The sequence below is a fragment of the Achromobacter xylosoxidans genome (assembly GCF_002192695.1).
Lineage (GTDB): Bacteria > Pseudomonadota > Gammaproteobacteria > Burkholderiales > Burkholderiaceae_B > Achromobacter > Achromobacter xylosoxidans_C.
Genome location: NZ_MTLG01000001.1, coordinates 36,980 through 62,427 on the forward strand (window position 1 = coordinate 36,980; position 25,448 = coordinate 62,427).

Here is a 25,448-nt window from a genome sequence, read left to right on the forward strand (position 1 = left end):
CTATCGGACCAGGCGCGCAACAAAAAAGCCCGGTCCAGGTTACTGGTTCCGGGCTTGGCTCTGTGTTTACACAGCTACGGCACTAGGCGGCATACGCGTCCAGGGCCGGGAGGGATCATCGCCACCCGGAAGACAAACGCCACCAGCGCCACGAGGCGCCGAGCATTTGGTTCTGGATGGAAACGTTCATTGAGCTTTGTTCAGTATTGAATTCGCGGTGAGCCGCCAGGTGTTCAGGAGCCTGTTTTTGCCGCGTTCCGGTTTTGATTCCAGAGCGCGACCCACTGGGCGGCGGCGACTAGCGTGTCAACTATACCATCGACATCCAGCTCGCGCACGTCCCGGCCTTCGTTGTAACCGTAAGGCACGACCAGCACCTGAGTGCCGGCGCTGCGGCCCGCCTGGGCGTCATTGACCGAATCGCCGATGGTCACGGCTTCGTGCGGAGCGATGCCGAGCAGCTCGCAGGCATGCAATACCTGGTCCGGATCCGGCTTGCGGCGCTCGCAGGTGTCGCCGCAGACCACGGCGTCGAAAAAGCCCGCCAGGCCCGTGCGCTGCAGCAGCGGCAGGGTGAATTCGGTGGGCTTGTTGGTCACCACCGCCAGCTTCAGGCCCTGCTCGCGCATGAGCTTCAAGCCTTCGATGACGCCGGGATAGATCTGCGCTTTTTCGCCATTGGACAGGTGGTAATGGCGATAGAACGCCGCGCGGGCGACATCGAACTCGGCGGCGGTAGGGTCGGCCGCGTCCAGGCTGCCGGCCAGGCTGCGGCGCACCAGGTTGTCCACGCCCTTGCCGACGAAGGTGGCCACCACGTCTTCGCGCAGCGGCGACATGCCCAGCTCGACGCGCATGGCGTTGGCCGCGAAGGCCAGGTCGGGGATGGAGTCCAGCAGGGTGCCGTCCAGGTCCAGCAGCGCGGCGCGAAAAGCGGTCATGTCGGTTCCCGGGGCTTAGATGGCGGTGGTTTCGCCGATGGCGATCTGTTCGCGCATGGACTTGATGATGCCGGCATAGTCCGGCTTGCCGAAGATGGCGGAGCCGGCCACGAAAGTGTCGGCGCCGGCGCGGCGGATTTCAGCGATGTTGTCGATCTTCACGCCGCCGTCGACCTGCAGCACGATTTCCTGGCCGCCGGCCTGCGTCCAGGCGTCGATGCGGGCGCGCGCCTCGCGCAGCTTGGTCAGCGCGCCGGGGATGAAGCTCTGGCCGCCGAAGCCCGGATTCACCGACATGATCAGGATCAGGTCGATCTTGTCCATCACGTAGTCCAGGTAGGACAGCGGGGTGGCGGGGTTGAACACCAGGCCGGCCTTACAGCCGTTTTCGCGGATCAGCGACAGCGTGCGGTCCACGTGGCGGCTGGCGTCCGGGTGGAAGCTGATGTAGTCGGCGCCGGCCTTGGCGAACATCGGCACCAGGTCGTCCACCGGTTCCACCATCAAATGCACGTCGATCGGCACCTGGACGTGGGGGCGGATGGCCGCGCACACCATCGGGCCGATGGTCAGATTGGGGACATAGTGGTTGTCCATCACGTCCACGTGGATCCAGTCGGCGCCGGCGGCGGCGACGTTGCGGACTTCCTCGCCCAGGCGGGCGAAGTCGGCCGACAGGATGCTGGGGGTGATGCGGGTGGAAGCCTGTTGGGTAGACATGATGTTCGGGATCGGGGAGGGCATAATGTGCCATTATTGCAGTTTGAGGGCCTGTACCGGGAATGGCCCGGTCCAGCTGGCCCGAGAACCGCGTCTTTTCAAGCGCCCGGCGCCGTACCACGGCGGCCCGCCAGCATCACACAGGGAAGGACTGTGAAACCTTACGACCTGAGCGTCTCTGTCTCTCCGCGCTTCGTGCCCGAACAGTCCGATCCTGGCGAACAGCAGTTCGTGTTCGCCTATACCGTCCGCATCACCAATACCGGCGAGCATCCCGCCCAGGTGATCAGCCGCCACTGGATCATCACCGATGGCAACCAGCGCGTGCAGGAAGTGCGCGGGCTGGGCATCGTGGGCCAGCAGCCCTTGCTCGCGCCCGGCGAAACCTTCGAGTACACCAGCGGCTGTCCCCTGCCGACGCCGGTGGGCACGATGCGCGGCACCTACCACTGCGTCGGCGAGAACGGCATTCCGTTCGAAGTGCCGATCTCCGAATTCGTCCTGGCCATGCCGCGTACCCTGCATTGAATGGCCCGGCCATCCGTCGCACGTTTTTTCATTTGCTCATGAAGCGCATTCTCAGCCTGTCCGTGCTGTCCGTCTTGCTGGCGGCATGTTCCACTCCCTCCGATATCCCTCCCGACTCCGGCTCGACCGGCATCCCCGGCCCGTCCACGCCGGCGGCTGACGGTCCCCTGGTGGTGCCGTCGCTGGCGTCCCTGCCCGACACCCCGCCGCGCGCGCTGGCGGGCAAGTTCAAGGCGGCCAACTGGGCGGAAATGCCGGGCTGGACCAACGATGACCTGTCGCGCTTCTGGCCCCTGTTCCTGCGCAATTGCCGCGGCCTGATGCGGCCGACCAGCGGCAACCTGGCCGCGCCCGCGCGCGCCACGCCGCGGGCCTGGCAGCCGGTCTGCGCCGCCGCCGTGGATCCGGCCCGCGCGCCCGCCGCCGGCGACGGCGAGGGCGTGCGTCGCTTCCTCCAGACCTATCTGCAGCCCTGGCGCCTGAATGCGGCCGACGGCAAGCCGGCCGCCAATACCGTGACGGGCTATTACGAACCCCTGGTGCGCGGTTCGCGCCGCCAGGGCGGCAGCCACCAATGGCCGCTGTACACCGTGCCCGCGGACCTGTTGACCATCGACCTGGGCTCGATCTATCCGGAACTGGCAGGCAAGCGCGTGCGCGGCAAGCTGGACGGCAAGCGGGTGGTGCCCTATGACTCGCGCGCCGCCATCGAGTCCTCCGGCCGCCGCCCGCCCGTGCTGGTGTGGGTGGACGACCCCGTCGACAACTTCTTCCTGCAGGTGCAGGGCTCGGGCCGCGTGCAGCTGACCGACGGCCCCGATTCCGGCAAGACCATCCGCGTGGCCTATGCCGACCATAACGGCCAACCCTATGCCTCCATCGGCCGCTGGCTGATCGACCGGGGCGAGCTGTCGGCCGACCAGGCCTCGATGCAGAACATCCGCGCCTGGGCCCAGCGCAATCCCAAGCGCGTGCCGGAAATGCTCAACGCCAATCCGGCGGTGGTGTTCTTCCGCGAAGAGGCGGTGGTCGATCCGGAACAAGGGCCCAAGGGCGCCTACGCCGTGCCGCTGGCTCCCATGCGCTCGATCGCGGTCGACGCGGGCTTTGTGCCGCTGGGCACGCCGGTGTTCCTGGCCACCACCTATCCGGCCTCCGACCGGCCGCTGCAACGCCTGGTGCTGGCCCAGGACACGGGCACGGCTATTCGCGGCGCGGCGCGCGCCGACTTCTACTGGGGCTACGGCGACGACGCCGGCCAGCAGGCCGGCCGCATGAAGCAGCGCGGCCAGATGTGGGTGCTGTGGCCGAAACAGGCCGGGGAGCCGAGCGCAAGATGAGCCATCAAATCGTCGTTTGCGGGGCCGGCATCGTCGGCCTGTCCACCGCCCTGGCGCTGGCCCGCCGCGGCCAGCGCGTGGCCGTGCTGGCACCGCGCGCCAGCGTGCCGCCGGCCGATCCCGACCGCTACCACCCGCGCGTCTACGCCATTTCGCCTGCCAGCCAGCGTTTTCTGGCCGAACTCGGCGTGTGGGACGCCATGCCCGCGTCCCGGCTGACGCCGGTCAACGCCATGGAAATCCACGGCGACGCCGACGGCCAGGTGAACCTGAGCGCCTGGCAGGCGGCGCTGCCGCAGCTGGCTTGGATCGTCGAGTCCGGCGAAATCGAGCGCGTGCTGATCCAGGCGGTCCGCATGTTCGGCATTCCCTGGCTGGAGGACCGCTGCACGGGTTACCGCGATGGCGCCATCGACACCGAAAGCGGCGCGCGCATCGAGGCCGAGCTGTTTGTGGGCGCCGATGGCGCGGCGTCGCCGCTGCGCGAGGCCGCCGGCCTGAAGCATGAATCCGTGTCCTACGAGGACACGGGCCTGGTGGTGCACCTGGACGCGGAGCGTCCGCATCAGGGCGCCGCCTTCCAGTGGTTCCGCGACGACGGCGTGCTGGCCCTGCTGCCGCTGCCCGATACCTCCGCCGGTCCGCAGGTTTCCATGGTCTGGTCCATGCGCACCGAACTGGCCCAGGCGCTGCTGGCCTTGCCGCCCGAGGAGCAGGCCGCGCGGCTCGAGGCCCTGCTGGCCGATGCCGCCGAAGGCCGGCTGGGCGCGCTGAAGGTCCGCAGCAAGCTGCATGGCTTTCCCTTGACGCTGGAGCGCGCCCAGATGGTCGCGCCCGGCATCGCGCTGGCGGGCGACGCGGCGCACCGCCTGCATCCGCTGGCGGGCCAGGGACTGAACCTGGGCCTGGGCGACGTCGAAGCCCTGGCCCGCGTCGTCGCCGGCCGCGAAGCCTTCCGCGCGGCGGGTGACCTGCGCGTGCTGCACCGCTACCAGCGCGCGCGCGCCGAGCCGGTGCTGGCCATGCGCCTGGCCACCGACGGCCTGCACAAGCTGTTCGCCTCGCGGGCCACGCCGCTGGTCTGGCTGCGCAATGCCGGCATGCACTGGGTGGAACGGGCGCCTTTGATCAAGCGCCGCCTGATTACCGGGGCCTCGGCCAACTAGGGCCGGATCCGCCTTGCGGAACCTCGCCCGCGGGCGGATTGTCTGACCGTAAGGGGGGCGCCTGCCCACGCAGGCCGGATTCGCCCAGGCGCGGATCGGTTACCCTTTCCGCACAAGAACACGATAGACAAGTACAGGAGTACCGATGAATTTCCGCATATCCGCCACCTTGGCGGCTTGTTTCCTGGCCGCGGGCCTGGGCATGTCCGCCGGCGCGGCGGCCCAGGGCGACAAGTCTGTCTCCACCCAGTCCGTGGGGCAGCCCGCCAAGGGCGACAAGAGCTACTCCACCACCCAGGTGGCGCCGGCCGATCCCGTGGCGGACGCGGTCAAGGACCGTTTCCGCCAGCGTTTCGACGGCATGGACGTCACGGCCGTGCGCCGCACGCCCTATGGCCTGTTCGAAGTGCAGCTGGGCATGGACCTGATCTACACGGATGAAAAGGTGACCTGGGTCATGGAAGGTCCGTTGATCGACGCCATGACGCGCCGCGATGTCACCCGCGAAACGCAGGAGCGCCTGAGCGCCGTGTCCTTCGACCAGCTGCCGCTGGACCTGGCCATCAAGCAGGTCAAGGGCGACGGCTCGCGCAAGGTCGCGATCTTCGAAGATCCCAACTGCGGCTACTGCAAGCAATTGCGCAAGACGCTGGAAAGCGTCGACAACATCACCGTCTACACCTTCCTCTATCCCATCCTGTCGCCCGATTCCAAGGACAAGGTGCGCGACGTGTGGTGCTCGAAGGACCCGGGCGCGACCTGGGACGACTGGATGCTGCGCGGCAAGAAGCCGGCCACCGCGAATTGCGACGTGCCCGAGGACAAGCTGCTGGCCTTGGGCCAGAAGCTGATGGTCCGCGGCACGCCGACCACGTTCTTTGAAGACGGCTCGCGCGTCAGCGGCGCCTTGCCGCTGGAGCAATTCAAAGCCCGCTTGAACTGACCGGCGCGCGGCGCCGGCCGGGAGGCTGGCGCCACAGGCGCCAAGCCCCCGGAGACCGCTTTTGAAAATCGCAATACTCGACGATTACCACGACGTAGCCAAGCGCTATGCGGATTGGACCTCGCTGGGCGGTGACGCCGAGGTGCAGATCTTCAACAACTTCATCCCCGAAGAGCAGGTCGAGCCCACGCTCGAACCCTACGACGTGATCGTCGCCATGCGCGAGCGCACGCCGTTCCCCGCGCAGCGGATCCGCGCCCTGCCGAACCTGCGCCTGCTGGTCACCACCGGCATGCGCAACAACGCCATCGACATGCAGGCCTGCGCCGAGCAGGGCATCATCGTTTGCGGCGCGCCCGGCAGCGCCGACGCCAACACCGCCACGGCCGAACTGGCCTGGGCGCATATCCTGGGCCTGTTCAAGCACCTGCCAGCCGAAGACGCGGCGATGCGCCGCGGCATGTGGCAGACGGCCATGCCCGAACCTTTGGCGGGCAAGCGCCTGGGCGTGCTGGGCCTGGGCAAACTGGGGGCGGCGGTGGCCAAGGTGGGCCTGGCATTCGGCATGGACGTGGTGGCCTGGAGCCCCAACCTGACCGACGAGCGCGCCGAGGCGGCGGGCGTGAAGCGGGTGGACAAGCACGAACTCTTCGCTACGTCCGACGTCGTCAGCCTGCACCTGATCCTGTCCGAACGCAGCCGCCATGTGGTCGACGCGGCAACCCTGGCCGCGATGAAGCCGACCGCGTACCTGGTCAACACCTCGCGCGCCGGCCTGGTGGACCAGGAAGCCCTGATGGATGCGCTGATCAAGTTCCGCATCGCGGGCGCGGGCCTGGACGTCTATCCCGAGGAACCGCTGTCGCCCACGGATTCCGTGCGCGACCTGGACAACGTGATCCTGACGCCGCACCTGGGCTACGTCAGCCGCGAGAACTTCGAGGCCTTCTACCAGAACGCGCTGGAAGCGGTGAAGGCGTGGAAGGCCGGCAAGCCCATCCGCGTGCTGAACGCGTAGGCGTAGCGGCTGTAAAAGAAAAAAGGCTGCCCAGGGCAGCCTTTTTTGTTTCCGCGCAGTTTTCAGCTGCGCGTGAACGTCACTTTCTTCTCGACGATGGCGCCGGGCTCAAGCGCTTGCGGCGTATCGCCACAGGCTTCGCCTGCATCCTCCTGCGGGTCTTCGGCGTCGAATGCCGTGTCGCCGTTGGGGTCCGCCACGCCGGTGGGCTTCAAGCCCACGAAGTCGAACAGGTCGCGGTCCATCAGATGCGAAGGCACCACGCGCGACAGCGCGTTGAACACGTTCCACGAGCGGCCCGGATGCTGCTTGTCCCATTCCTTGATCATGCGGCCCACTTCCTTGCGCTTCAGGTTCTCCTGCGAGCCGCAGAGATTGCAGGGAATGATGGGGAACTGCTTGAGCTCCGCATAGGCGATCAGGTCGGTTTCCGGCACATAGGCCAGCGGGCGGATCACCGTGTGGCGGCCGTCGTCGGACACCAGCTTGGGCGGCATGCCCTTGGCCTTGCCGCCGTAGAACAGGTTCAGGAAGAACGTGCCCAGGATGTCGTCGCGGTGATGGCCCAGCGCGATCTTGGTCGCGCCCAGTTCGGAGGCGACGCGGTACAGGATGCCGCGGCGCAAGCGCGAACAGAGCGAGCACATGGTCTTGCCCTCTTCCAGCACGCGCGTGACGATGGAATACGTGTCCTGCGTCTCGATGTGGAAGGGTACGCCCAGCTCTGTCAGGTACTGCGGCAGGATGTGGTCGGGAAATCCCGGCTGCTTCTGGTCCAGGTTGACCGCGATCAGCTCGAACTTGAAGGGCGCGCGCTTCTGCAACTGCAGCAGGATGTCCAGGAGCGCGTAGGAGTCCTTGCCGCCCGACAGGCAGACCATGACGCGGTCGCCTTCTCCAATCATGTTGTAGTCGGACAGGGCGCGCGTGGTCTCGCGGGCCAGGCGCTTGGTCAGCTTGTTGCCTTCGTGGCGGGCCTTTTCTTCGGCCTCGGTGCGAAAGCGCACCTCGGGGGTAGCGATATCGTTCATGGTCAACGCGTGATCTGGATTTCCACGCCTACCGCCGCGCAGTCGGAAAAGGCCATGGGCTTGCTGATGCGCAGGCGCAGCGCGCGGATTTCCTGGAAGTCGGCCAACAGGCGCGCCGCGACCTGTTCCGACAGGGTTTCGATCAGGTTCACGTGAGCCTGGGTGCATTCTTCCACGATGGCCTCGCGCAGGCGGCGGTAGTCGAGCACGCTGTGGATGTCGTGGTCGTCGACCGAGCGCTGGATGTCCACGTCGAAGTCGGCGTCGACATGCAGGGGCTGGGTGGCGCGGCGCTCGTGCTCGAGGATGCCGATGCGGGCGTCGAGCGCGAGCCCGGAAAGAATGATGCGGCGTGTAGGCATGATGAAAACCTGGGTGGGGTAGCCCGGAATTGTAAGGCGACAGCGGAACGGGGGCGGCGCGCTGGCTACAATCCGGCCATGTCCGGGCGTCCGCGAGGCGCCGGCGCAGTCAATAAGGGGTGAAATGCAACAGATGCACGATTCGGTCATTGTAGGCGGCGGCCCGGCCGGCGCCTCCTGCGCCCTGTGGTTGGCGCGCCTGGGCCTGTCCCCGCTATTGGTCGAGGCTGGCCCCCGGCTGGGCGGGCTGGGCAATGACAATCCCTTCGCCGACGACTGGATCGCCGTGCTGCCCGGCGTGACCGGCCAGCAGGTGGCCGCCAACATCGACGCCAGCGTGCGCGCCGCCGGCGTGCCGCTGCGGCTGGAAACCCGCGTAACCGGGGTGCGTCCCTGCAAGGGCGGCATCGAGGCCACGCTGGCGGGCGCCGACGGCGCCGAATCCCTGGTGCGCGGGCGCACCCTGGTAATCGCCTCCGGCGTGCGCGCCAAGGGGCTGCCCGACCATCCGCCCGGCGCCTCCTGGCCTGGCGTGCTGATCGGCCCGGGCTCGCCCATCGTGGCGCAGGACTATTCGGGCCTGTCGGTGGCGGTGCTGGGCGGCGGCGACAACGCCTTCGAAAACTACGTCTACGTGCGCAACCGCGGCGCCCGCAGCGTGCATCTCCATGCCCGCAGCGTCCGCGCCCAGCAGCAATGGGTGACGCGCGCCGGCCGCGAAGGCGTGCACATCGGACCGTACAAGGTGGACCCCGCCACCCGCAGCGTGGACGGCAAGCAGTACGACCTGATCCTGGTCTTCTACGGCTGGGAGCCCCAGGCCGGCTTTGCCGACAGCCTGCATCTGGCCCGCGACGAACGCGGCTACATCCGCACGGACTTCGCCACCGCCGAGACCAGCGTGCCCGACATCTACGCCGTGGGCGAGGTGGCGCACCGCATGCATCCTTGCGTGGTCACCTCCATGGCCGACGGCGTGGTGGCGGCCAAGGCCATCCAGCGCCGCTGGGAGCGCGGCGCGGAGTAGGGCGCTCAGGCTTCCAGCAGGAACGACAGGACAGCCTCCTCGAACGCGTCCGGCAGTTCGACGTTCGTCAGATGCACGGCGGGCAGCGTCAACAGTTTGGAGCCCGGAATGGCGGCGGCGATCTGCTCGCCATGGCTGGCCGCCGTGACCGTGTCGTGCTGACCGGCGATGACCAGAGTCGGATTGGGAATCAGGACGATGGTCCGGCGCAGGTCGAAGTCCCGCACGGCGGCGAACGCGCTCGCCAGGCCATGCTTGTCGGTGTTTAGCAGCACGGCGCGGAACGGCTCGATGGCGGAGTTGCCATCCTGCAGCCAGGACGCGGGAAACCAGTTCTTCAGGAAGGTCTCAGCGGTTTCCGACATATCGTCTGCCCGCAGCGTGGCGGCGATGCGCTCGTCCCATTGCGGTGTGGGTCCCAGATAGGCCGAGGTGTTGCTCAGGATCAGCCGGCCGACGCGCTGCGGCGCATGCACGCCCAGCCACTGGCCGACGATGCCGCCCAGCGACAAGCCCAGGAAATGCGCACGCTCGATGCCCAGCCCGTCCATCAGCTCCAGCACGTCCCGGCCCAGGCGGTCCAGCGAATACGGGCCTTGCGGCACGCTGGAAGCGCCATGGCCGCGGTAGTCGTAGCGCAGCACGCGGAAGTGGCGGATCAGCGCGGGAATCTGCGCATCCCACATATGCAGCGTGGTGCCGATGGAGTTTGCCAGCACCAGCGTGGGCAGGTTGGCTGCGCCGTCAAAACGGTAGGCGATGCGGGCGCCGTCGCCGGCGGTGAACCAGGAAATGTCTTGCATGATGGTTTGCCTCTTGATGGTCGGGTGTGAGGCAAATCGTAGTTGCGCGCCGTTCAAGAAAAAATTACAAAGTTCGCACAATCATTGTCGGAAAAACAGACATGAGCGAATTCACGCTACACGATCTCCAGTGCTTCGATGCGGTGGCGCGCGCCGGCGGCTTCCAGGCGGCCGCGGCGACGCTGCACCGTTCGCATCCGGCCGTATTCGCCGCCGTGGCCAAGCTGGAGCGGCAACTGGGCCTGGCCTTGCTGGACCGTGGCGGCTACCGCGTGAGCCTGACGGCCGCGGGACAGTCCTTCCACGCCCGCGCGCAATCGCTGCTGCGCGAGCTGACCGCCTTGCGCGCGCACGCCGAGCAACTGGCCATGGGCGAGGAAACCGAGCTGCGCATCGTGATCGGCGATTTCTGTCCGCGCCCCTACGTGCTGGGCCTCCTGAGCCGCTTTTTCTCGGATTGCCCGGCCACGCGCCTGGACCTGCATTTCGAGGCCGTGTCCGGGCCGCTGGAACGCCTCTACGACGGCGATGCCGACCTGATCCTGCATCGCGTCGACAAGAACGACGACCGCCTCGAATGGGTGGATCTGGCGAAGGTGCCGTTCGTGCCCGTGGTGGCGCCAGGCTTTCTGCGCGAACCCGTGCCGCGCGCGCTCAAGCCCATGCAACTGCGCGACTACACCCAATGCGTCATGCGGGATACCGCCAGGCACTCGCCAGCGCAGGACTACTTCACGGTAGCAGGCGCGCGCCAGTGCACGGTGGCGGACCAGCTGATGAAGAAGGAAATCATCCTGCAAGGCATGGGCTGGGGCCACATGCCGCGCTTTCTCATCGAAGACGAGTTGCATGACGGCAGCCTGCTTTCCATCGCCAACCGCCATCTGCCGGGCAGTGTCGAAGAATTGGTCGCCGCGCGGCGCACGGATCGAGCGCAGGGCCCGGTCTCCAACCGCTTGTGGCGATACTTGCAGGATGCGGCACCGGCCTTGCGCCGCGCCCTGGCCGCCTCAAAGACCAGGAGCGGCTGACTGGCGCCCGGTCTGCATGTTCATCGCGGCTTCCTCGGCGTCCATTGGATGATGACGATCCCGCTCAACAGGATCAACGCGCCCAGCACGCTGTATCCGGTCAAAGGCTCATGCAAGACAACGACGGCCAATATGGTTGCCACTAGGGGTTCCATCAAGCTCGCGATTGCGCCGCCTATCGCTCCGGTGCCTTTTATGCCTTGCAGGAACAGCGTTTGCGCGAGCGCCGTGGGCACGGCCGAGACATACAGCAGCAACAGCCAGCCGTTCACTGGGTAGGCAAGGTGCAACCCCTCCGCGGGCCAGAATGGGATCAGTGCCAATGCTCCTATTGCAAAGCCAATTCCGCCGGCATGCATCGGGCTGCACACTTGCCCGGCCGCTCGCGCCGCAAGGACGTAAAACGCTTGGAAAAGGGCGCACGCGACCGCGATCGCGACGCCAGTCCAAAACCGGTAGGCATCGGGATTCAGGTCCGACGGCAGGCCTACCAGCAGTGCCGTGCCGACGAGAGCGGCCGCCAGCGCCACCAGCGTTCTGACATGAAACGGTTCTCGGAACCACAGCACCGAGATCAACGCCACAAATATCGGTGCTCCGCAAATGCTGATGAGCACCGAGATAGCCACGCCCACCCGTTCAATCGCAAGCACGTATGTCAATTGATAGAAGGCCATGCTGATGCCGAGTGCGACTAGGGCAAATAGCCCCTTCGGCGCAAGGGAGGGCAGCCAGGCTCCCGCATGGGCGCGCGCCATCAGCATAAGGAAAGGAACCGAGAGGGCGAGCCGCAAGAAACCGATCGACACCGCGTCGGCTCCACCGCCCGTGCCCAAGGCCTGGAACACCAGGCCGGTCGTTCCCCACAGGGAGGCGGCGGCGAGCACTGCCGCCCATCCCGCCCTGGCAGAAGCGCTGGCGCCGTCGGGGGGGCGGCGCTCAACCAAGCTCTGTGCTTCCATTGTCGTCACCCCCTGAAGGGACAAACTCTTGGCGGCGGGCTCGATCATCGTCACCGCAGAAAAGGCGGATGCGGTGCTTCGTCTACGGCGTGATGAGACGAAACTGCCGGGTTTGCCGCCGTTATAATTGATCAATGTGTCAATGTTGACAGGCTAGTCATTGTTGACATCAATGTCAACGATGTTTTCAGAGGACTTTGGTTATATGGTCATGGTCAGGCAGTTCGATGAAGACGCCGTGCTTGAAAAGGTGCTGGAGGTTTTTTGGGCCAAGGGCTGGCAGGGCGCGTCCATGGCGGATCTGGCTGGCGCCGCGAACGTCCAGCGGGGTTCGCTCTACCATGCCTACGGAGACAAGGAACAGTTGTTTCTTCTGGCCCTTGACCGGCATGTGGAGCGCGTCCTGGCCGAGTCGCGCGCGGCCTTGGATGCGCCTTCTGCAAAAAAGGCGCTGCAGCGCTTTTTCGATGTCTCCATTGCGAGCATGACGGCAGACGATCCGCCCAAGGGCTGCTTCACGACGAAGACCGCGATCGAGGTCGGGTTGCTTGGAGCAGAGGTGCGCGAGAAGGTGAGGTCGCTGCTGGAGCAGCTTCAGGCAGCGGTCGCCGCCGCGCTGTCACGCCCGGGGATCCGTGAATCGTTGACCACGCATCCTGACAAGGCGGCGCAAATCGTCATCGCATTCACCAGAGGGCTCGCGGTGATGGAGCGGGTCTATCATGACCCCAAGCAATTGCGCGCATTGAGCCGCAACTTGGCGGACATTGTCGTCCGCCGGGATCAAGCGTCGTAAGTGACAAGCGCCGCAACCTGGCTCACCCGGTGTGATGTCAGCGGGTGAGCCCATGGGCTAGCGGCCGCCGTGACTAGTACTTGCCCGTCAGCAGCTCGCCCGCGTTGGGCACGCGCGCTTCCAGGTCCAGCACCTTCAGCATGCGGTAGACGGTGGCCGCGGCGGCCGTCACCACCGGCAGCCCCAGGCGATCCTGTACCGGCTGGATCGACGCCAGGGACGGCATCTGCACGCAGGCGGACAGCACCACCGCGTCCACGCCGCGCGTGTTCAGGCGATCCACATGGCTGGCCGGCGCCATCGGATCCTGAGCCCCGACCTTCAGGTTGTCGGGGATCTCCAGCGACAGGCTGTCCTGTACCTCGATGCCTTCGTTCTCGATGTAGTCCACCACCAGCTTGGTCAGCGGCTTCATGTAGGGCGTCAGGATCGCGACCTTGCGCGCGCCGATGGCGTGCAGGCCTTCCACCAGCGCGCCCGCGCTGGAGATCACCGGCGCCGGCGCGCCGTTGTCCACCGTGGCCTGGTGCAGGCGTTCCTGCGAGACGCGGTGATAGCCCAGTCCTTGGCTCATGATCGCCACCAGGCAGGCATAGCCCAGCACGTCCACGCGCGCATCGGACAGTTCCTGCGCGCAACGGTCCGACTCCCGGTCCATCGACGCCAGTTCCGCCGCCGTCACCTGCTTCATGCGCATGCGGCTGGAATGGAAAGTGAAGCGCTCCGGCGCGATGGTCTCGCGCAAGCGCAGCATGGCCGGGATCTCCGTTTCCATGGTGGTGTTGGAACTGGGGACGATCTGGCCGATGCGCAGGGCGCGGGGGGATGCGGTCATGGCGATGCTCCTCGAAAGGCGTAAGAGGGCCGGCCGCGCAGCGGAGCGCGCGAAGCCGGCAATGCGAAATGCGGATATCAGCCGGTGGCGCTGCCTGCGGCGGCAGGCGCTGGTCTCTTGGCGAGTCCCCGGATGTTGTCGTGTGCTCTATGGCAGGACTTATTCTGGTCGCCGGGAACGATATTTTCCAATATAGTTTTTATCTGGTTTGATATCTTTCCCAAATAACTGGCCGCCATGGAAATCCGCCAACTCCGTTATTTCGCCGTGCTGGCCGAAGAATTGAACTTCACCCGGGCCGCGGCGCGCCTGCATATCTCGCAGCCGCCGCTCAGCCTGCAGATCGCCCAGCTGGAGCGCGAACTCGAGGTCAAGCTGTTCGACCGCAACAACCGCCGCGTCACCCTGACCGAGGCAGGCGAAGCCTTCCTGAACGACGTCCGCGCCTTGCTCGCCAGCCTCAAGGACGCCACCGTGCGCGTCCGCGCCGTGGACCAGGGCCTGGCGGGCCGCATCGAGGTAGGGCTGTCCGGTTCGCACTTCATGGGTCCGGTGCCGGCCTTGATCGCCCGCTACAAGGCGTCCCATCCTCAGGTCTCTGTCCTGCTCAACGAGATGAACCCGGCCGCGCAACTGGATGCGCTGCGCGGACACCGCATCGACGTCAGCATCTCCCGCACCGCCGTCGATGACGAGGAACTGCAGTCCATGCCGCTATGGCCCGATCCCGTCGTGGCCGTGCTTCCCAAGGGCCACCCCTTGTCGGCCCGCAAGCGGCTGGAACTGAGCGACCTCGCGGGCGAAGCGTTCGTCATGCTGCGCCAGGATACCTCCGCCTTCGCCCGCACCCTGGCCGAAACCTGCGCCCGCGCCGGCCTGCCCCTGTCCGCGGCGCAAACCGTCGCCGAAGTCCCGGCCCAGCTGGCGCTGGTTGCCGCAGGCCTGGGCGTGGCCCTGGTGCCGCGTTCCACCTGCCGCCACGCAACCGACCGCATTGCCGTCTGCACGTTGCCCGCCAACATCGCGCGCGCCATGGTCTACGCCGTTAGCCGCCGGCAAGGCAGGCGACGCGCGCTGGATACGTTCTTGCAGACAGCGGCGCAAATGAAGGAAGAGTGACAACCGCAAGCGTTCATTCGACGCGCCGAGAGACCCGCCAAATTCAGAAGCAGCCTCAACCAACGCGCAGCGCCATCACCAATCGCAAGACACCGAATAAGCCCCAGAAGGCCGCCCGCGCGGCCGCCCTGGGGCGAACCCCGCAAGATCTTCGTCATTTGCCCAGACCGAGGCGAGAACCCCAAGCAAACAACTCGCCCCAGCGCCCGAGAAGATTCAAACAGCACAGCCTGGCGCGGCGGCCCGGCCGGTGGCGCGGGGCGTCGATAAGCCCAAGGGAATCCGTAGGGAGCCGAAGGCGGACGAGGATGACGCAGGGGCAGTCCGGAGCGAACGCTCCGGACCGCAATCGTTGCCCCGCGCCACCGGCCGGGCCGCCGCGCCAGGCGTCTTAAGAACACAAAGACCGGCCCCAAAAACAAGGGGACCGTCTCACAAAAAGACGGTCCCAAGAAAACCAAGCAAAGCAAAACAACTCAGCCCGTCAACACGCAATCCAAAGCCTCCGGCGCACCCAGCCGCACCCGGAACGCCCTCAACTCATCCCGCCGAAACACATGCACAGTCACGCGATCCCCCGCCCGGTACTGCGCCAATAGCAGTTCCAGCCCCGCCGGCGCATCCACCCGCAAGCCGTCCACCGCAACCAGCACATCCCCCGCCGACAACCCGCCCTTATGCCCCGCGCCGCCCTCCAGCACCGTCGCCAGCACCAGCGATTCCTCTTGCTTGCGCGTACGCGCATCCAGCGAAGGAATATTGGCCGCCGTCTTCCATTGCAGCGTGATGCCCTGCGGCTCCAGCAGCTCCGCCAGCGGCACATCCGCCGTCCCGTAGGCATGGCGCGCGATGAAGCGCCGCGTATCCACACCGGTGGCTTCACGAATCAGCGCCGGCAGTCCGTCCTCCGGCAACCCTTGCGGCTTGCCTTGATAGAAGTCGCGCCCATAGCGGCTCCACAGCAGACGCATCACATCGTCCAGCGAGTGCGCGCCACCCGTTTCCCGGCGGATCAGCAGATCCAGTCCCAGCGCCACCAGCGCACCCTTGGTGTAATAGCTGACCAGCGCGTTCGGCGAATTCTCATCCTGCTTGTAATAGCGCGTCCAGGCATCGAAAGAACTCTCCGCCACGGACTGCTTCGTCCGACCCGGCGTGCGCGCCACGCTGGTGATGGTCTTGGCCAGCAGGCGCAGATAGTCGGGCTGCGTGATCGCGCCCGAACGCAACAGCAGCAGATCGTCGTAATAGGACGTGAAGCCTTCGAACACCCATAGCAGGCGCGTCAGGTCGGGCTGCGAAAGATCGTAGGGAACAAAGGCGTCAGGCTTGATCCGCTTGACGTTCCAGGTATGGAAATACTCGTGGCTCACCAGGCCCAGAAAGCCGCGATAGCCTTCGCCCTGGCCTTGCTGGCCCATCACCGGCAGATCCTTGCGCGCCGTCATCAGCGCCGTGCTGGCGCGATGCTCCAGCCCGCCATAGCCGTCGCCCGTGACCATGGTCATGAACACATAGCGGTCGGAGCTGTCCAGGAAAGGCGCGCGCTTGCTGCGCGGCTCGAAGAACGCAATCTGTGTTTCGCAGATCTTGCGCACGTCTTCCGTGATCCGCGCCAAGTCCAGGTTGGGCGCAACGCCGGTGAACACCAGCTCGTGTTCGGCGCCATGCGCCACAAAGCTCGACACCTGCGGCGTGCCCATTTCCACCGGATGATCGATCAGCGCGTCATAGTCCGGCGCCAAATACAGCCCGAAACCGTGGCGGCGCGCGGCGCCCTTGTGGCCGCGCGCTTCCGGCAGGCTGGTGTAGACCTTCCAGTCCGGCATGGCGCGGGGCGGCGCCAGGTCCACCAGGCAGGGCAGGTGGTCCTGGCCATGCACCCGGAGGAACACGCTGGTGCCGTTGAAAAAACCGTGGGTCTCGTCCAGATGCGCGCCGCGCACCGACAGGTCCCAGGCATAGACCTCATACTCCACCCGCAGCGGACCCTCGCAGGGCGCGGCCTGCCAGGTATGGTTGTCGATCTTCTCGACAGGCACGCGCCGCGTGCCTGAATAGGCCGCCAGCGATTCGATCTGGCGCGAGAAATCGCGGATCAGATAGCTGCCCGGAATCCAGGCCGGCAGCGACAGGCGCTGGCCGTCGGGGGAGGGCGCTGCGATGCTTAGGGTTATCCGGTAGCGGTGTCCGGCCGGATCGTGGGGCGCGAGGCGGTAAAGTAGCGGCAGAGCGTTGTCTTTTTCCATGGCCATATCTTACTTTCATACTTATTCGGAGACATCAATGAGCGAGTCGTTTGTGCTGGTCGAAACCCGGGGCCGCGTCGGCCTGCTGACGTTGAACCGTCCCAAGGCCCTGAACGCCTTGAACGATCAACTGATGGATGAGCTCGGCGCGGCCCTGCTTGCGTTCGAAGCGGATGCCGATATCGGCGCCGTGGTCATCACCGGCAGCGAAAAGGCCTTTGCCGCCGGCGCCGACATCGGCGCCATGAAAGACTGGTCCTACATGGACGTGTATGGCGGCGAGTACATCACGCGCAACTGGGAAACGCTCAAGCGCATCAAGAAGCCCGTGATCGCCGCCGTGGCCGGCTACGCCCTGGGCGGCGGCTGCGAACTGGCCATGATGTGCGACATCATCATCGCCGCCGACACCGCCAAGTTCGGCCAGCCCGAAATCAAGCTGGGCGTGATCCCGGGCGCCGGCGGCACCCAGCGCCTGCCGCGCGCGGTGGGCAAGGCCAAGGCCATGGACCTGGCGCTGACCGCCCGCATGATGGGCGCCGAGGAAGCGGAACGCGCCGGCCTGGTGTCGCGCGTGGTGCCGGCCGACAAGCTCATGGAAGAAGCCATGGACGCGGCCACCGTGATCGCCTCCATGTCCCTGCCGTCGGTCATGATGGCCAAGGAATGCGTCAACCGCGCCTTCGAAGGCTCGCTCAACGAAGGTCTGCTGTTCGAGCGCCGCGTATTCCATTCGCTGTTCGCGACCGAAGACCAGAAGGAAGGCATGGCCGCGTTCACCGAGAAGCGCAAACCGGACTTCAAACACCGTTAATCCTTGTTACGGCCGGGCGGCAAGCCCGGGCCCGTTGAGATTTGCCCCGCGCGCCCTCCCAGGGCGCGCTTTTTTTCGCGTGCGCCCGGACGCCATGAGGCGTTGCGCCTTGAAACGGTTCGGCAGCACCTTGTTGCAGAGTTCGGTCCTATCCTGAAAAGGCGTCACCGTGAGGTGCCGCGCCAGAGAGGCTTGCCCGAACTGGCAAGCCCGGCGCGGCGGCTCGCTTGCAGACAAAACCAATAAGGAGCCTTGCATGCGTACATCCATCGCTACCCGCCGCTGGTCCGCCGCGGTTCTTGCCGGCGCGCTCAGCGCCTGCTTCTTCACCGCGACTCAGGCGCAATCGCCGCGTCCCACTTTGCGCCTGGTGTCCGAAACGCCGTATCCCGCCGCCTCCGCGCCGGCGTCGCAGATGAGCGAACAAGAGCTGCGCGACGTCGCCATCGACGCCTATGTCTATGCGTATCCGATGGTCCTGATGGAGTTGGCCCGCCGCAAGGCCACGGCCGTGCAGACGCCGCTGGACGGCAAGGCGCCGGTGAACCAGTTCGGCCACAAGGCCGCCTTCCCGGATCCGCGCGCGGGCGACGTGCCATGGCCCAGCGCCGATGCGCTGTACTCCAGCCTGTGGTTCGACGTGTCGCGGACGCCGCTGATCGTGAACCTGCCCGCGACCGGCGACCGCTATATGGTGCTGTCGGCCCTGGACATGTGGAGCGACGTGTTCGCCTCGCGCGGCACGCGCACCAACGGCAACGGCGCCCAGTCCTTCGCCATCGTCGGCCCCGGCTGGCAGGGCAGTGTGCCGCCTGGCATGGACGTGATCCACAGCCCCACCGCCACCGGCTGGCTGATCGGCTGGACCCAGGCGGGCGGCCCGCAGGACTACGCCGCCGTCAATCAGATCCAGGCCGGCATGACCGCTAGCCCGATGGCCGCGCCGGCCATGGTTCGCCCCGCCGCCAGCCGCAACTCCCGCAGTGCCTATCCGCAGACCGGACCCGGCGTGGGCTCGGCGCCGATCGGCAGCGACCTGCCGCCGCCCATGCCCGTGACGGTGCCCGACGGCACGCCGGCCGAGCAAGCCGCCGGCATGGACGCGGCGTCGTTCTTCACGCTGTTCTTCGACGTGATGCGCAACAACCCGCCGCACGCCAACGACACGCCCATTCTGGACCGCATGCGCCGCATCGGCCTGGACAGTCGCCAGCCGTTCTCGTATGGCCGCCTGAGTCCCGCCGTGCAGCAGGCGCTGGCGCAGGCCCAGCCGTTGGCGGGCCGGCGCATCGCTGATGGCGTGTCGCGCCTGGGTACGCCCATGAACGGCTGGAGCACCGTGCTGTCCGGCATCGGCACCTATGGCACCGACTACACGCGCCGCGCTGCCATCGCCTATGCCGGCCTGGGCGCGCCGACGCCGGAAGACGTGCTGTACCCGGTCACGGTGTCCGACTCCAAGGGGCGCGCGCTGAATTCCAACGAAGACTACGTGCTGCACTTCGACAAGGGGCAGCTGCCTCCGGTCAACGCCTTCTGGTCGTTGCACGTGTATGACGAGAAGCACGGCTTCGCCGACAATCCGGCCAACCGCTACGTGCTGCGCAGTACCGACGGCCTGAAGTACAACGCCGACGGTTCGCTGGACATCTACATCCAGCGCCGCGACCCGGGTGAACGCAAGCGCTCGAACTGGATCGCCTCGCCGGCGGCCGATGCGCCGTTCCTGCTCAGCATGCGGCTGTATTCGCCGCAGGATACGGCGCTGGACGGACTGTGGGCGCCGCCGCCGGTCAAGGAAGACTGATCCTGCTTTGATGGTATAAAGCGCGGCCTCCATGGTGGAGGCCGCGCTTCATTGGGCAGGGTTTGCGCATCATGCTGCGAGGTCGATTCGCGTCCCTAATTTTGTCCGATCGAAGCGTTGTTTGCGCCTTACAAACTGCCGAAAGTTCATTTGCTAGGGTAAAAAGAATCACGCTATACTCTGCGGGTTTGACGCTTGCGGGATAAGAACACGTAGCGGCTGACAAGTAGCGGGCGGATCGTTGATGAAGCTTTTGAAATCAACGAACTAGCGCTGGCTATGGGGGCAGCTACGGGCAGCGGGACGCGCCGGTTCTGATAGGGGCAAAGAAGCAAAGCGAGGAAGTTTGATGCAACAGAACTCCATGCAGCAGGAAGTGCGGCAGGGTCCGGTTGAAGGTCATGGTCAGCAGCAAGCAGTGTTTGACCACGACATGACGGATAAAGTTCTGGTTCTCAGTGACGCGGATCGCGCGGCGCTGAATGCTCAAGCTAGCCGCGGGCTCCTGTTGGCATTGGCTGCGCAAGGTGCCATGGGGCTCGCAGCAGCAGTAATTGCGGGGGTTGTCGGAGGGGCGACGGCAGGTTGGTCGGCGTTGGCGGGGGCGGGAGCGTATTTCATTCCCAATGCGTTGTTCGCATTGCGCCTTGCTGTCAGCGTACGGGCCGGTAAAGCCAGTCCCTTTACCTTTCTCTCTGGTGAGTTGATCAAGTTGTTCGCAACGGCGCTGCTGTTGTGGCTGCTTTCGCGTGTGGCGCAGGACAGCCTCGTATGGCCTGCCGCGCTGTTCGGTCTGATACTCACATTGAAGGGCTATCTCCTGCTCTTGATGTTCCGCAAGTTGTCATAGCGCCGAGCAGGTTTGCGGCAAACGAAATCGTGGAATCGTCCGGCTCGCAAGGGCCGGGCACAGCAAATAGGGTAGGATTCAAATGGCTGCTGCCAGCGACGTGTCGCCTCAGTCCGCGTATATTCAGCACCACCTGGTGCATCTGAACAATACCGGTGAGAAACAGAGCGCTATTGCTCAGTTCGACATCATCAATTACGACTCGTTGTTCTGGTCCGGCCTGATGGGTCTGATCGTCATTTTCTTCCTGTGGCGCGCTGCGCGCCGCGCCACCAACGGCGTGCCGGGCCGCTTCCAGGCCTTCGTGGAAATGATCGTCGACATGGTCGACGATCAGGCCAAGGGCATCGTCCACAACGCCAAGAGCCGTCTTTTCATCGCCCCGCTGGCGCTCACCGTGTTCCTCTGGATCATCCTGATGAACGCGCTGGACCTGCTGCCCGTGGACCTGCTGCCTTCCATCTGGCGCCTGACCGGCCTGGGTGCTGAGCACGGCGACCCGCTCTACTACCACCGCATTCTGCCGACCGCCGACCTGAACGTGCCGATGGGCATGTCGCTGGGCGTGCTGCTGCTGATGTTCTACTACGGCATCAAGATCAAGCACCCGGGCGGCTTCGTCAAGGAACTGTTCACCGCGCCGTTCCACGCGCACGGCATCGGCGCCATCGTGCTGGCCCCGTTCAACCTGCTGCTGAACCTGATCGAATATGCCGCCAAGTCCGTGTCGCTGGGCATGCGGTTGTTCGGCAACATGTTCGCCGGCGAACTGATTTTCATGCTGATCGCCCTGCTGGGCGGCGCCTGGACCGGCTTCAACGGCGCCAGCATCGGCTTGGGCATCGGTCACATCCTGGCCGGCTCCATCTGGGCGATCTTCCACATCCTGATCGTTCTGCTGCAGGCCTTCATCTTCATGATGCTGACGCTGGTGTACCTCGGCCAGGCTCACGAAGGCCACTGATCCCCCGAATTTCCCGAGCTGGCCACCCGGCCAGCTCGGGATAGCAAGATTATCTTGCATTGAGCAGTACCCCTTATTTTTCAATTTTTGACTTCAGATTTCTAACCAAGGAGTTGTCATGACCAACGTCGCTTTCGTTGCCCTCGCATGCGGTCTTATCATCGGTCTGGGCGCTATCGGCGCTTGCATCGGCATCGCACTGATGGGCGGCAAGTATCTGGAAGCCTCGGCTCGTCAGCCTGAACTGATGAACGCTCTGCAAACGAAGATGTTCCTGCTGGCTGGCCTGATCGACGCGGCATTCCTGATCGGCGTGGGTATTGCCATGCTGTTCGCCTTCGCCAATCCGTTCGTCGGATAAGGCACCGCCCGCCGGCGAAAAGGCGGGTCATGACGCTGGCGGCGATGAGGGTGCAAGCTCCGTCGCCGCCTAGCAAAGTATCGAGTGCTCCGTGACGCCCCTTTCCGGGTGCGGTCGGAGCCGCAAGGTGTTAAAGGAACGACCGTGAATCTGAACGCGACGATCATTTTCCAGATGCTCGTGTTCTTCGTTCTTGGCTGGTTCACGATGAAATTCGTGTGGCCTCCCCTGACGAAGGCGATGGACGAGCGCCGCCAGAAAATCGCCGACGGCCTGGCCGCCGCCGAGAAGGGCAAAGCCGATTTGGCTCAAGCCCAGGCGCGCGTCAGTCTGATCGAGGCTTCTGCCAAGTCCGAAAACCACGCCCGCATCATCGAGGCCGAGAAGCAAGCCGCCTCCCTGATCGAGCAGGCCCGCCGTGAAGCGGAAGCCGAACGCGCCCGCATCGTGGCGCAGGCTGCCCAGGATGCCGCGCAGGAAGTCCAGCGCGCCCGCGACCTGCTGCGCGACGACGTCGCTGCGCTGGCCGTCAAGGGTGCTGAACAGATCCTCAAGCGCGAGGTTGACGCCCGCGCACACGCCGAGCTGCTCAACCAGCTCCGCGCGCAGCTTTAATCCGGGACCGCCATGGCTGAACTTTCCACTGTTGCCCGGCCCTACGCTGAAGCGCTCTTCAGCGCGGCGCGCGACGACAAGGCCGGCTTGCCGGCCTGGTCCGACCTGGTCAGCGAACTGGCTCAGGTCGCCTCCAACCCCGACGTGCGCGAGGCCATGGCCGACCCGCGTCTGGGCGACAAGCAGCGCGTCGAGCTGTTCTCCGGCCTGGTAAAGGCCGAACTGCCTCAAGCCGCCCGCAATTTCATCGAGCTGCTGGTCGAAAACGACCGGCTGCTGCTGCTGCCCGACATCGCCGCGCAATTCGCGGTGCTGCGGAATCGTCACGACGGCACGGCGCAGGCGGAAATCACCAGCGCGTTCGAGCTGAGCGATGCCCAGGTCAAAGAGCTGGTCACCGCGCTCGAACAAAAATTTGGCCTCAAGCTCAAGCCCAGCGTCACCGTTGATCCGTCGCTGATCGGCGGCGTGCGCGTGGCCGTCGGTGACCAGGTGCTCGATACTTCCGTACAAGCCCAATTGGCCCGCATGCGCGATCAGCTCGCCGCTTAAGGCAACTAACAGGATTCCAGGAGTCAATATGCAACTCAATCCCTCCGAGATCAGCGAACTGCTCAAGAGCCGCATCGAGGGCCTGGGCGCTTCGGCTGATGTCCGTACTCAGGGCACCGTCGTGTCCGTGACCGACGGTATTACCCGCATCCACGGCTTGTCCGACGTGATGCAGGGCGAAATGCTCGAATTCCCCAACAACGTTTTCGGTCTGGCGCTCAACCTCGAGCGTGATTCCGTCGGCGCCGTTATTCTCGGCGACTACACCGGCGTTTCCGAAGGCGACCAGGTCAAGACGACCGGCCGCATTCTGGAAGTTCCGGTCGGTCCCGAACTGAAAGGCCGCGTGGTCAACACGCTGGGCGAGCCGATCGACGGCAAGGGCCCGGTCAACGCCAAGGCCACCGACATCATCGAAAAAGTGGCGCCTGGCGTTATCGCCCGCCGCTCGGTGTCGCAGCCGCTGCAAACCGGCATCAAGGCTATCGACTCGATGGTGCCGATCGGCCGCGGCCAGCGCGAACTGATCATTGGCGACCGCCAGACCGGCAAGACCGCCGTCGCTGTCGACACCATCATCAGCCAGAAGGGCAAGGGCGTCACCTGCGTGTACGTCGCCATCGGCCAGAAGGCTTCCACGATCAACAACGTGGTCCGCAAGCTGGAAGAGCACGGCGCGATGGAATACACCATCGTCGTGGCCGCTTCGGCCTCCGACTCGGCCGCCATGCAGTACCTGGCCGCCTACGCCGGCTGCACGATGGGCGAATACTTCCGCGATCGCGGCGAAGACGCCCTGATCGTCTATGACGACCTGACCAAGCAAGCCTGGGCCTATCGCCAAGTGTCGCTGCTGCTGCGCCGTCCGCCGGGCCGCGAAGCCTACCCGGGCGACGTGTTCTACCTGCACTCGCGCCTGCTGGAACGCGCTGCCCGCGTGAACGAAGAGTACGTCGAGAAGTTCACCAACGGCGCCGTCAAGGGCAAGACCGGCTCGCTGACCGCGCTGCCGATCATCGAAACCCAGGCAGGCGACGTGTCGGCCTTCGTTCCGACCAACGTGATCTCGATCACCGACGGCCAGATCTTCCTGGAAACCGACCTGTTCAACGCCGGTGTCCGTCCCGCAATCAACGCCGGTATCTCGGTGTCGCGTGTGGGTGGCGCTGCTCAGACCAAGGTCGTCAAGAAGCTGTCCGGCGGTATCCGTACCGACTTGGCGCAGTACCGTGAACTGGCCGCCTTCGCGCAGTTCGCTTCCGACCTGGACGACGCGACCCGTCGCCAGCTGGAACGCGGCAAGCGCGTGGTGGAACTGCTCAAGCAGCCGCAATACCAGCCGCTGCAAGTGTGGGAACTGGCCGTCACGCTGTACACGGTCAACAACGGCTACCTGGATGAAGTGGACGTGGCCCAAGTGCTGTCGTTCGAGAAGTCGCTGAAGGATCAACTGAAGGCCAAGCATGCGGCCCTGATCCAGCGCATCGAAGACACCAAGGAACTGTCCAAGGATGACGAAGCCGAATTGGCCGCCGCCATCCAGGAATTCAAGAAGCACGGTGCTTTTTAAGAAAGTGATGGGTTAGGCGTCCGCGACGCCTCACCCATCCTTCCCGGATGGTTGAGGCGCGAGCGGAACCCATCGGCCAGTCTTCACAGGAAAGCGCAATGCCCGGAATTAAGGAAATCCGAACCAAGATCAAGAGCGTGCAAAACACGCGCAAGATCACCAAGGCGATGGAAATGGTCGCCGCATCCAAAATGCGCAAGGCGCAGGAACGGATGCGTGCTGGCCGTCCGTACGCCACCAAGGTGCGCGAGATTGCTGCGCACCTGATGCAGGCCAACCCCGAGTACAGCCACCCGTACCTGGTCGAACGCGAAATCAAGGCGGTCGGCGTGGTCATGGTGACGACCGACAAGGGTTTGTGCGGCGGCTTGAACACCAACATCACCCGCGTGACGTTGGGCAAGCTGAAAGAGTTCGAGAAGAACGGCATCGCCGTGCAAGCGACCGCTTTCGGCAACAAGGGCGTGGGCGTGCTGACGCGCATCGGCGCCAAACTGGTTTCCCAGGAAGTGCAACTGGGCGACAAGCCGCAACTCGACCGCCTGCTGGGCGCGATCAAGGTGCAGCTGGACGCCTACCTGGAAGGCCGCATCGACGCGCTGTACGTGGCTTCGACCCGCTTCGTCAACACGATGAAGCAGGAGCCGCTGTTCCTGCGTCTGCTGCCTCTGGCCAGCGGTTTGGATGATCCGTACCAGATGGGTGCCGAGAACCTGGCCAAGACCTCGGAAGTGAAGTCGGACTACAGCTGGGATTACATCTACGAACCCGACGCCCGTAGCGTGATCGACGACCTGCTGCAGCGTTACGTTGAAGGCCTGCTGTACCAAGCCGTGGCCGAGAACATGGCTTCGGAGCAGTCGGCCCGGATGGTCGCCATGAAGGCGGCGTCGGACAACGCCAAGAAGGTCATCGGCGATCTGCAACTGGTCTACAACAAGACCCGTCAGGCCGCGATCACCAAAGAAATTTCGGAAATCGTAGGGGGCGCTGCCGCCGTTTAAGGCAGGCAGCATCCCGTCAAAAGCTATCAAGCAAGGAATC

At 65.3% G+C, this 25,448-nt stretch carries 26 protein-coding genes; 18 read left to right on the forward strand and 8 right to left on the reverse strand.

The features are described from left to right. Positions 1-233: 233 nt before the first annotated feature. On the reverse strand, positions 234-941 hold the full coding sequence (locus BRO63_RS00155; RefSeq protein WP_088137977.1) for a phosphoglycolate phosphatase: 708 nt from the start codon (positions 939-941) through the stop codon (positions 234-236). 15 nt (positions 942-956) lie between these two features. Further along, entirely contained in the window at positions 957-1,685 is a 729-nt protein-coding gene (gene rpe / locus BRO63_RS00160) for a ribulose-phosphate 3-epimerase (protein WP_088137978.1), read from the reverse strand. A gap of 129 nt (positions 1,686-1,814) precedes the next feature. On the opposite strand from rpe, the gene apaG reads away from it, so the two are divergent. The 5 genes from apaG to BRO63_RS00185 all read left to right on the forward strand — a co-directional run bounded on the left by apaG (position 1,815) and on the right by BRO63_RS00185 (position 6,656). Further along, a complete protein-coding gene (gene apaG / locus BRO63_RS00165; RefSeq protein WP_039882644.1) occupies positions 1,815-2,189 on the forward strand; it encodes a Co2+/Mg2+ efflux protein ApaG in 375 nt (124 codons plus the stop codon). A 38-nt stretch (positions 2,190-2,227) separates the two neighbouring features. Continuing rightward, on the forward strand, positions 2,228-3,529 hold the full coding sequence (gene mltA / locus BRO63_RS00170) for a murein transglycosylase A (RefSeq protein WP_088137979.1): 1,302 nt from the start codon (positions 2,228-2,230) through the stop codon (positions 3,527-3,529). Continuing rightward, a complete protein-coding gene (locus tag BRO63_RS00175; protein ID WP_088137980.1) occupies positions 3,526-4,695 on the forward strand; it encodes a UbiH/UbiF family hydroxylase in 1,170 nt (389 codons plus the stop codon). The genes mltA and BRO63_RS00175 overlap by 4 nt, the downstream gene beginning before the upstream one ends. A 145-nt stretch (positions 4,696-4,840) precedes the next feature. Continuing rightward, on the forward strand, positions 4,841-5,638 hold the full coding sequence (locus tag BRO63_RS00180; RefSeq protein WP_088137981.1) for a DsbC family protein: 798 nt from the start codon (positions 4,841-4,843) through the stop codon (positions 5,636-5,638). A gap of 61 nt (positions 5,639-5,699) precedes the next feature. Continuing rightward, positions 5,700-6,656, forward strand: a complete 957-nt coding sequence (locus BRO63_RS00185) for a D-2-hydroxyacid dehydrogenase family protein (protein WP_088137982.1) — start codon at positions 5,700-5,702, stop codon at positions 6,654-6,656. Between the two features lie 62 nt (positions 6,657-6,718). On the opposite strand, the gene ttcA is transcribed toward BRO63_RS00185, so the two are convergent. Both ttcA and folB read right to left on the reverse strand, forming a co-directional pair. Next, the gene (gene ttcA, locus BRO63_RS00190) at positions 6,719-7,687 is read right to left on the reverse strand and encodes a tRNA 2-thiocytidine(32) synthetase TtcA (RefSeq protein ID WP_088137983.1); all 969 of its coding nucleotides are present in this window, start codon (positions 7,685-7,687) and stop codon (positions 6,719-6,721) included. Between the two features lie 2 nt (positions 7,688-7,689). Then, on the reverse strand, positions 7,690-8,049 hold the full coding sequence (gene folB, locus BRO63_RS00195) for a dihydroneopterin aldolase (RefSeq protein WP_008164827.1): 360 nt from the start codon (positions 8,047-8,049) through the stop codon (positions 7,690-7,692). Positions 8,050-8,173: 124 nt separating this feature from the next. Between folB and BRO63_RS00200 the strand changes: the two genes are divergently transcribed. Next, complete coding sequence (locus BRO63_RS00200) at positions 8,174-9,076, forward strand: NAD(P)/FAD-dependent oxidoreductase (protein ID WP_088137984.1); 903 nt, start codon at positions 8,174-8,176, stop codon at positions 9,074-9,076. Positions 9,077-9,081: 5 nt separating this feature from the next. Here the strand turns inward: BRO63_RS00200 and pcaD are convergent, their stop codons facing one another. Beyond that, positions 9,082-9,879 (reverse strand): 3-oxoadipate enol-lactonase, encoded by a 798-nt coding sequence (pcaD, locus tag BRO63_RS00205; RefSeq protein WP_088137985.1) that lies wholly within the window; start codon positions 9,877-9,879, stop codon positions 9,082-9,084. A 101-nt stretch (positions 9,880-9,980) separates the two neighbouring features. Between pcaD and BRO63_RS00210 the strand changes: the two genes are divergently transcribed. Next, complete coding sequence (locus tag BRO63_RS00210) at positions 9,981-10,910, forward strand: LysR family transcriptional regulator (RefSeq protein ID WP_088137986.1); 930 nt, start codon at positions 9,981-9,983, stop codon at positions 10,908-10,910. 20 nt (positions 10,911-10,930) lie between these two features. On the opposite strand, the gene BRO63_RS00215 is transcribed toward BRO63_RS00210, so the two are convergent. Continuing rightward, positions 10,931-12,007, reverse strand: coding sequence for a DMT family transporter (locus BRO63_RS00215; RefSeq protein ID WP_256943209.1), 1,077 nt, complete (start codon positions 12,005-12,007; stop codon positions 10,931-10,933). 37 nt (positions 12,008-12,044) lie between these two features. On the opposite strand from BRO63_RS00215, the gene BRO63_RS00220 reads away from it, so the two are divergent. Continuing rightward, positions 12,045-12,668, forward strand: a complete 624-nt coding sequence (locus tag BRO63_RS00220) for a TetR/AcrR family transcriptional regulator (protein WP_256943210.1) — start codon at positions 12,045-12,047, stop codon at positions 12,666-12,668. 73 nt (positions 12,669-12,741) lie between these two features. On the opposite strand, the gene BRO63_RS00225 is transcribed toward BRO63_RS00220, so the two are convergent. Then, complete coding sequence (locus tag BRO63_RS00225; protein ID WP_088137987.1) at positions 12,742-13,503, reverse strand: maleate cis-trans isomerase family protein; 762 nt, start codon at positions 13,501-13,503, stop codon at positions 12,742-12,744. Positions 13,504-13,740: 237 nt separating this feature from the next. Here BRO63_RS00225 and BRO63_RS00230 point away from each other — a divergent pair, with 237 nt between their 5' ends. After that, positions 13,741-14,622 carry a LysR substrate-binding domain-containing protein gene (locus BRO63_RS00230; protein WP_088137988.1) on the forward strand — a complete coding sequence of 294 codons (882 nt, stop codon included), beginning with the start codon at positions 13,741-13,743 and terminating at the stop codon, positions 14,620-14,622. Positions 14,623-15,098: 476 nt separating this feature from the next. Here BRO63_RS00230 and BRO63_RS00235 read toward each other — a convergent pair whose 3' ends face one another. Continuing rightward, positions 15,099-16,877, reverse strand: a complete 1,779-nt coding sequence (locus tag BRO63_RS00235) for a M61 family metallopeptidase (protein ID WP_373557755.1) — start codon at positions 16,875-16,877, stop codon at positions 15,099-15,101. A gap of 31 nt (positions 16,878-16,908) precedes the next feature. On the opposite strand from BRO63_RS00235, the gene BRO63_RS00240 reads away from it, so the two are divergent. The 9 genes from BRO63_RS00240 to atpG all read left to right on the forward strand — a co-directional run bounded on the left by BRO63_RS00240 (position 16,909) and on the right by atpG (position 25,408). Further along, positions 16,909-17,685: an enoyl-CoA hydratase gene (locus tag BRO63_RS00240; RefSeq protein WP_088137989.1), complete on the forward strand. Its 777-nt coding sequence runs from the start codon at positions 16,909-16,911 to the stop codon at positions 17,683-17,685. A 256-nt stretch (positions 17,686-17,941) separates the two neighbouring features. Next, on the forward strand, positions 17,942-19,492 hold the full coding sequence (locus BRO63_RS00245) for a DUF1254 domain-containing protein (RefSeq protein WP_088137990.1): 1,551 nt from the start codon (positions 17,942-17,944) through the stop codon (positions 19,490-19,492). Between the two features lie 433 nt (positions 19,493-19,925). Next, a complete protein-coding gene (locus BRO63_RS00250; protein WP_088138040.1) occupies positions 19,926-20,342 on the forward strand; it encodes an ATP synthase subunit I in 417 nt (138 codons plus the stop codon). Positions 20,343-20,424: 82 nt separating this feature from the next. Beyond that, the gene (gene atpB, locus BRO63_RS00255; protein ID WP_013391128.1) at positions 20,425-21,306 is read left to right on the forward strand and encodes a F0F1 ATP synthase subunit A; all 882 of its coding nucleotides are present in this window, start codon (positions 20,425-20,427) and stop codon (positions 21,304-21,306) included. A 118-nt stretch (positions 21,307-21,424) separates the two neighbouring features. Then, complete coding sequence (gene atpE / locus BRO63_RS00260) at positions 21,425-21,667, forward strand: F0F1 ATP synthase subunit C (protein WP_003815363.1); 243 nt, start codon at positions 21,425-21,427, stop codon at positions 21,665-21,667. A gap of 144 nt (positions 21,668-21,811) precedes the next feature. Then, positions 21,812-22,282 carry a F0F1 ATP synthase subunit B gene (locus BRO63_RS00265; protein ID WP_013391129.1) on the forward strand — a complete coding sequence of 157 codons (471 nt, stop codon included), beginning with the start codon at positions 21,812-21,814 and terminating at the stop codon, positions 22,280-22,282. A 12-nt stretch (positions 22,283-22,294) separates the two neighbouring features. Further along, complete coding sequence (locus BRO63_RS00270; RefSeq protein WP_088137991.1) at positions 22,295-22,834, forward strand: F0F1 ATP synthase subunit delta; 540 nt, start codon at positions 22,295-22,297, stop codon at positions 22,832-22,834. A 28-nt stretch (positions 22,835-22,862) separates the two neighbouring features. Continuing rightward, positions 22,863-24,404 carry a F0F1 ATP synthase subunit alpha gene (gene atpA, locus BRO63_RS00275; RefSeq protein ID WP_054455187.1) on the forward strand — a complete coding sequence of 514 codons (1,542 nt, stop codon included), beginning with the start codon at positions 22,863-22,865 and terminating at the stop codon, positions 24,402-24,404. Between the two features lie 98 nt (positions 24,405-24,502). Then, on the forward strand, positions 24,503-25,408 hold the full coding sequence (gene atpG, locus BRO63_RS00280; RefSeq protein ID WP_088137992.1) for a F0F1 ATP synthase subunit gamma: 906 nt from the start codon (positions 24,503-24,505) through the stop codon (positions 25,406-25,408). Positions 25,409-25,448: the final 40 nt, after the last annotated feature.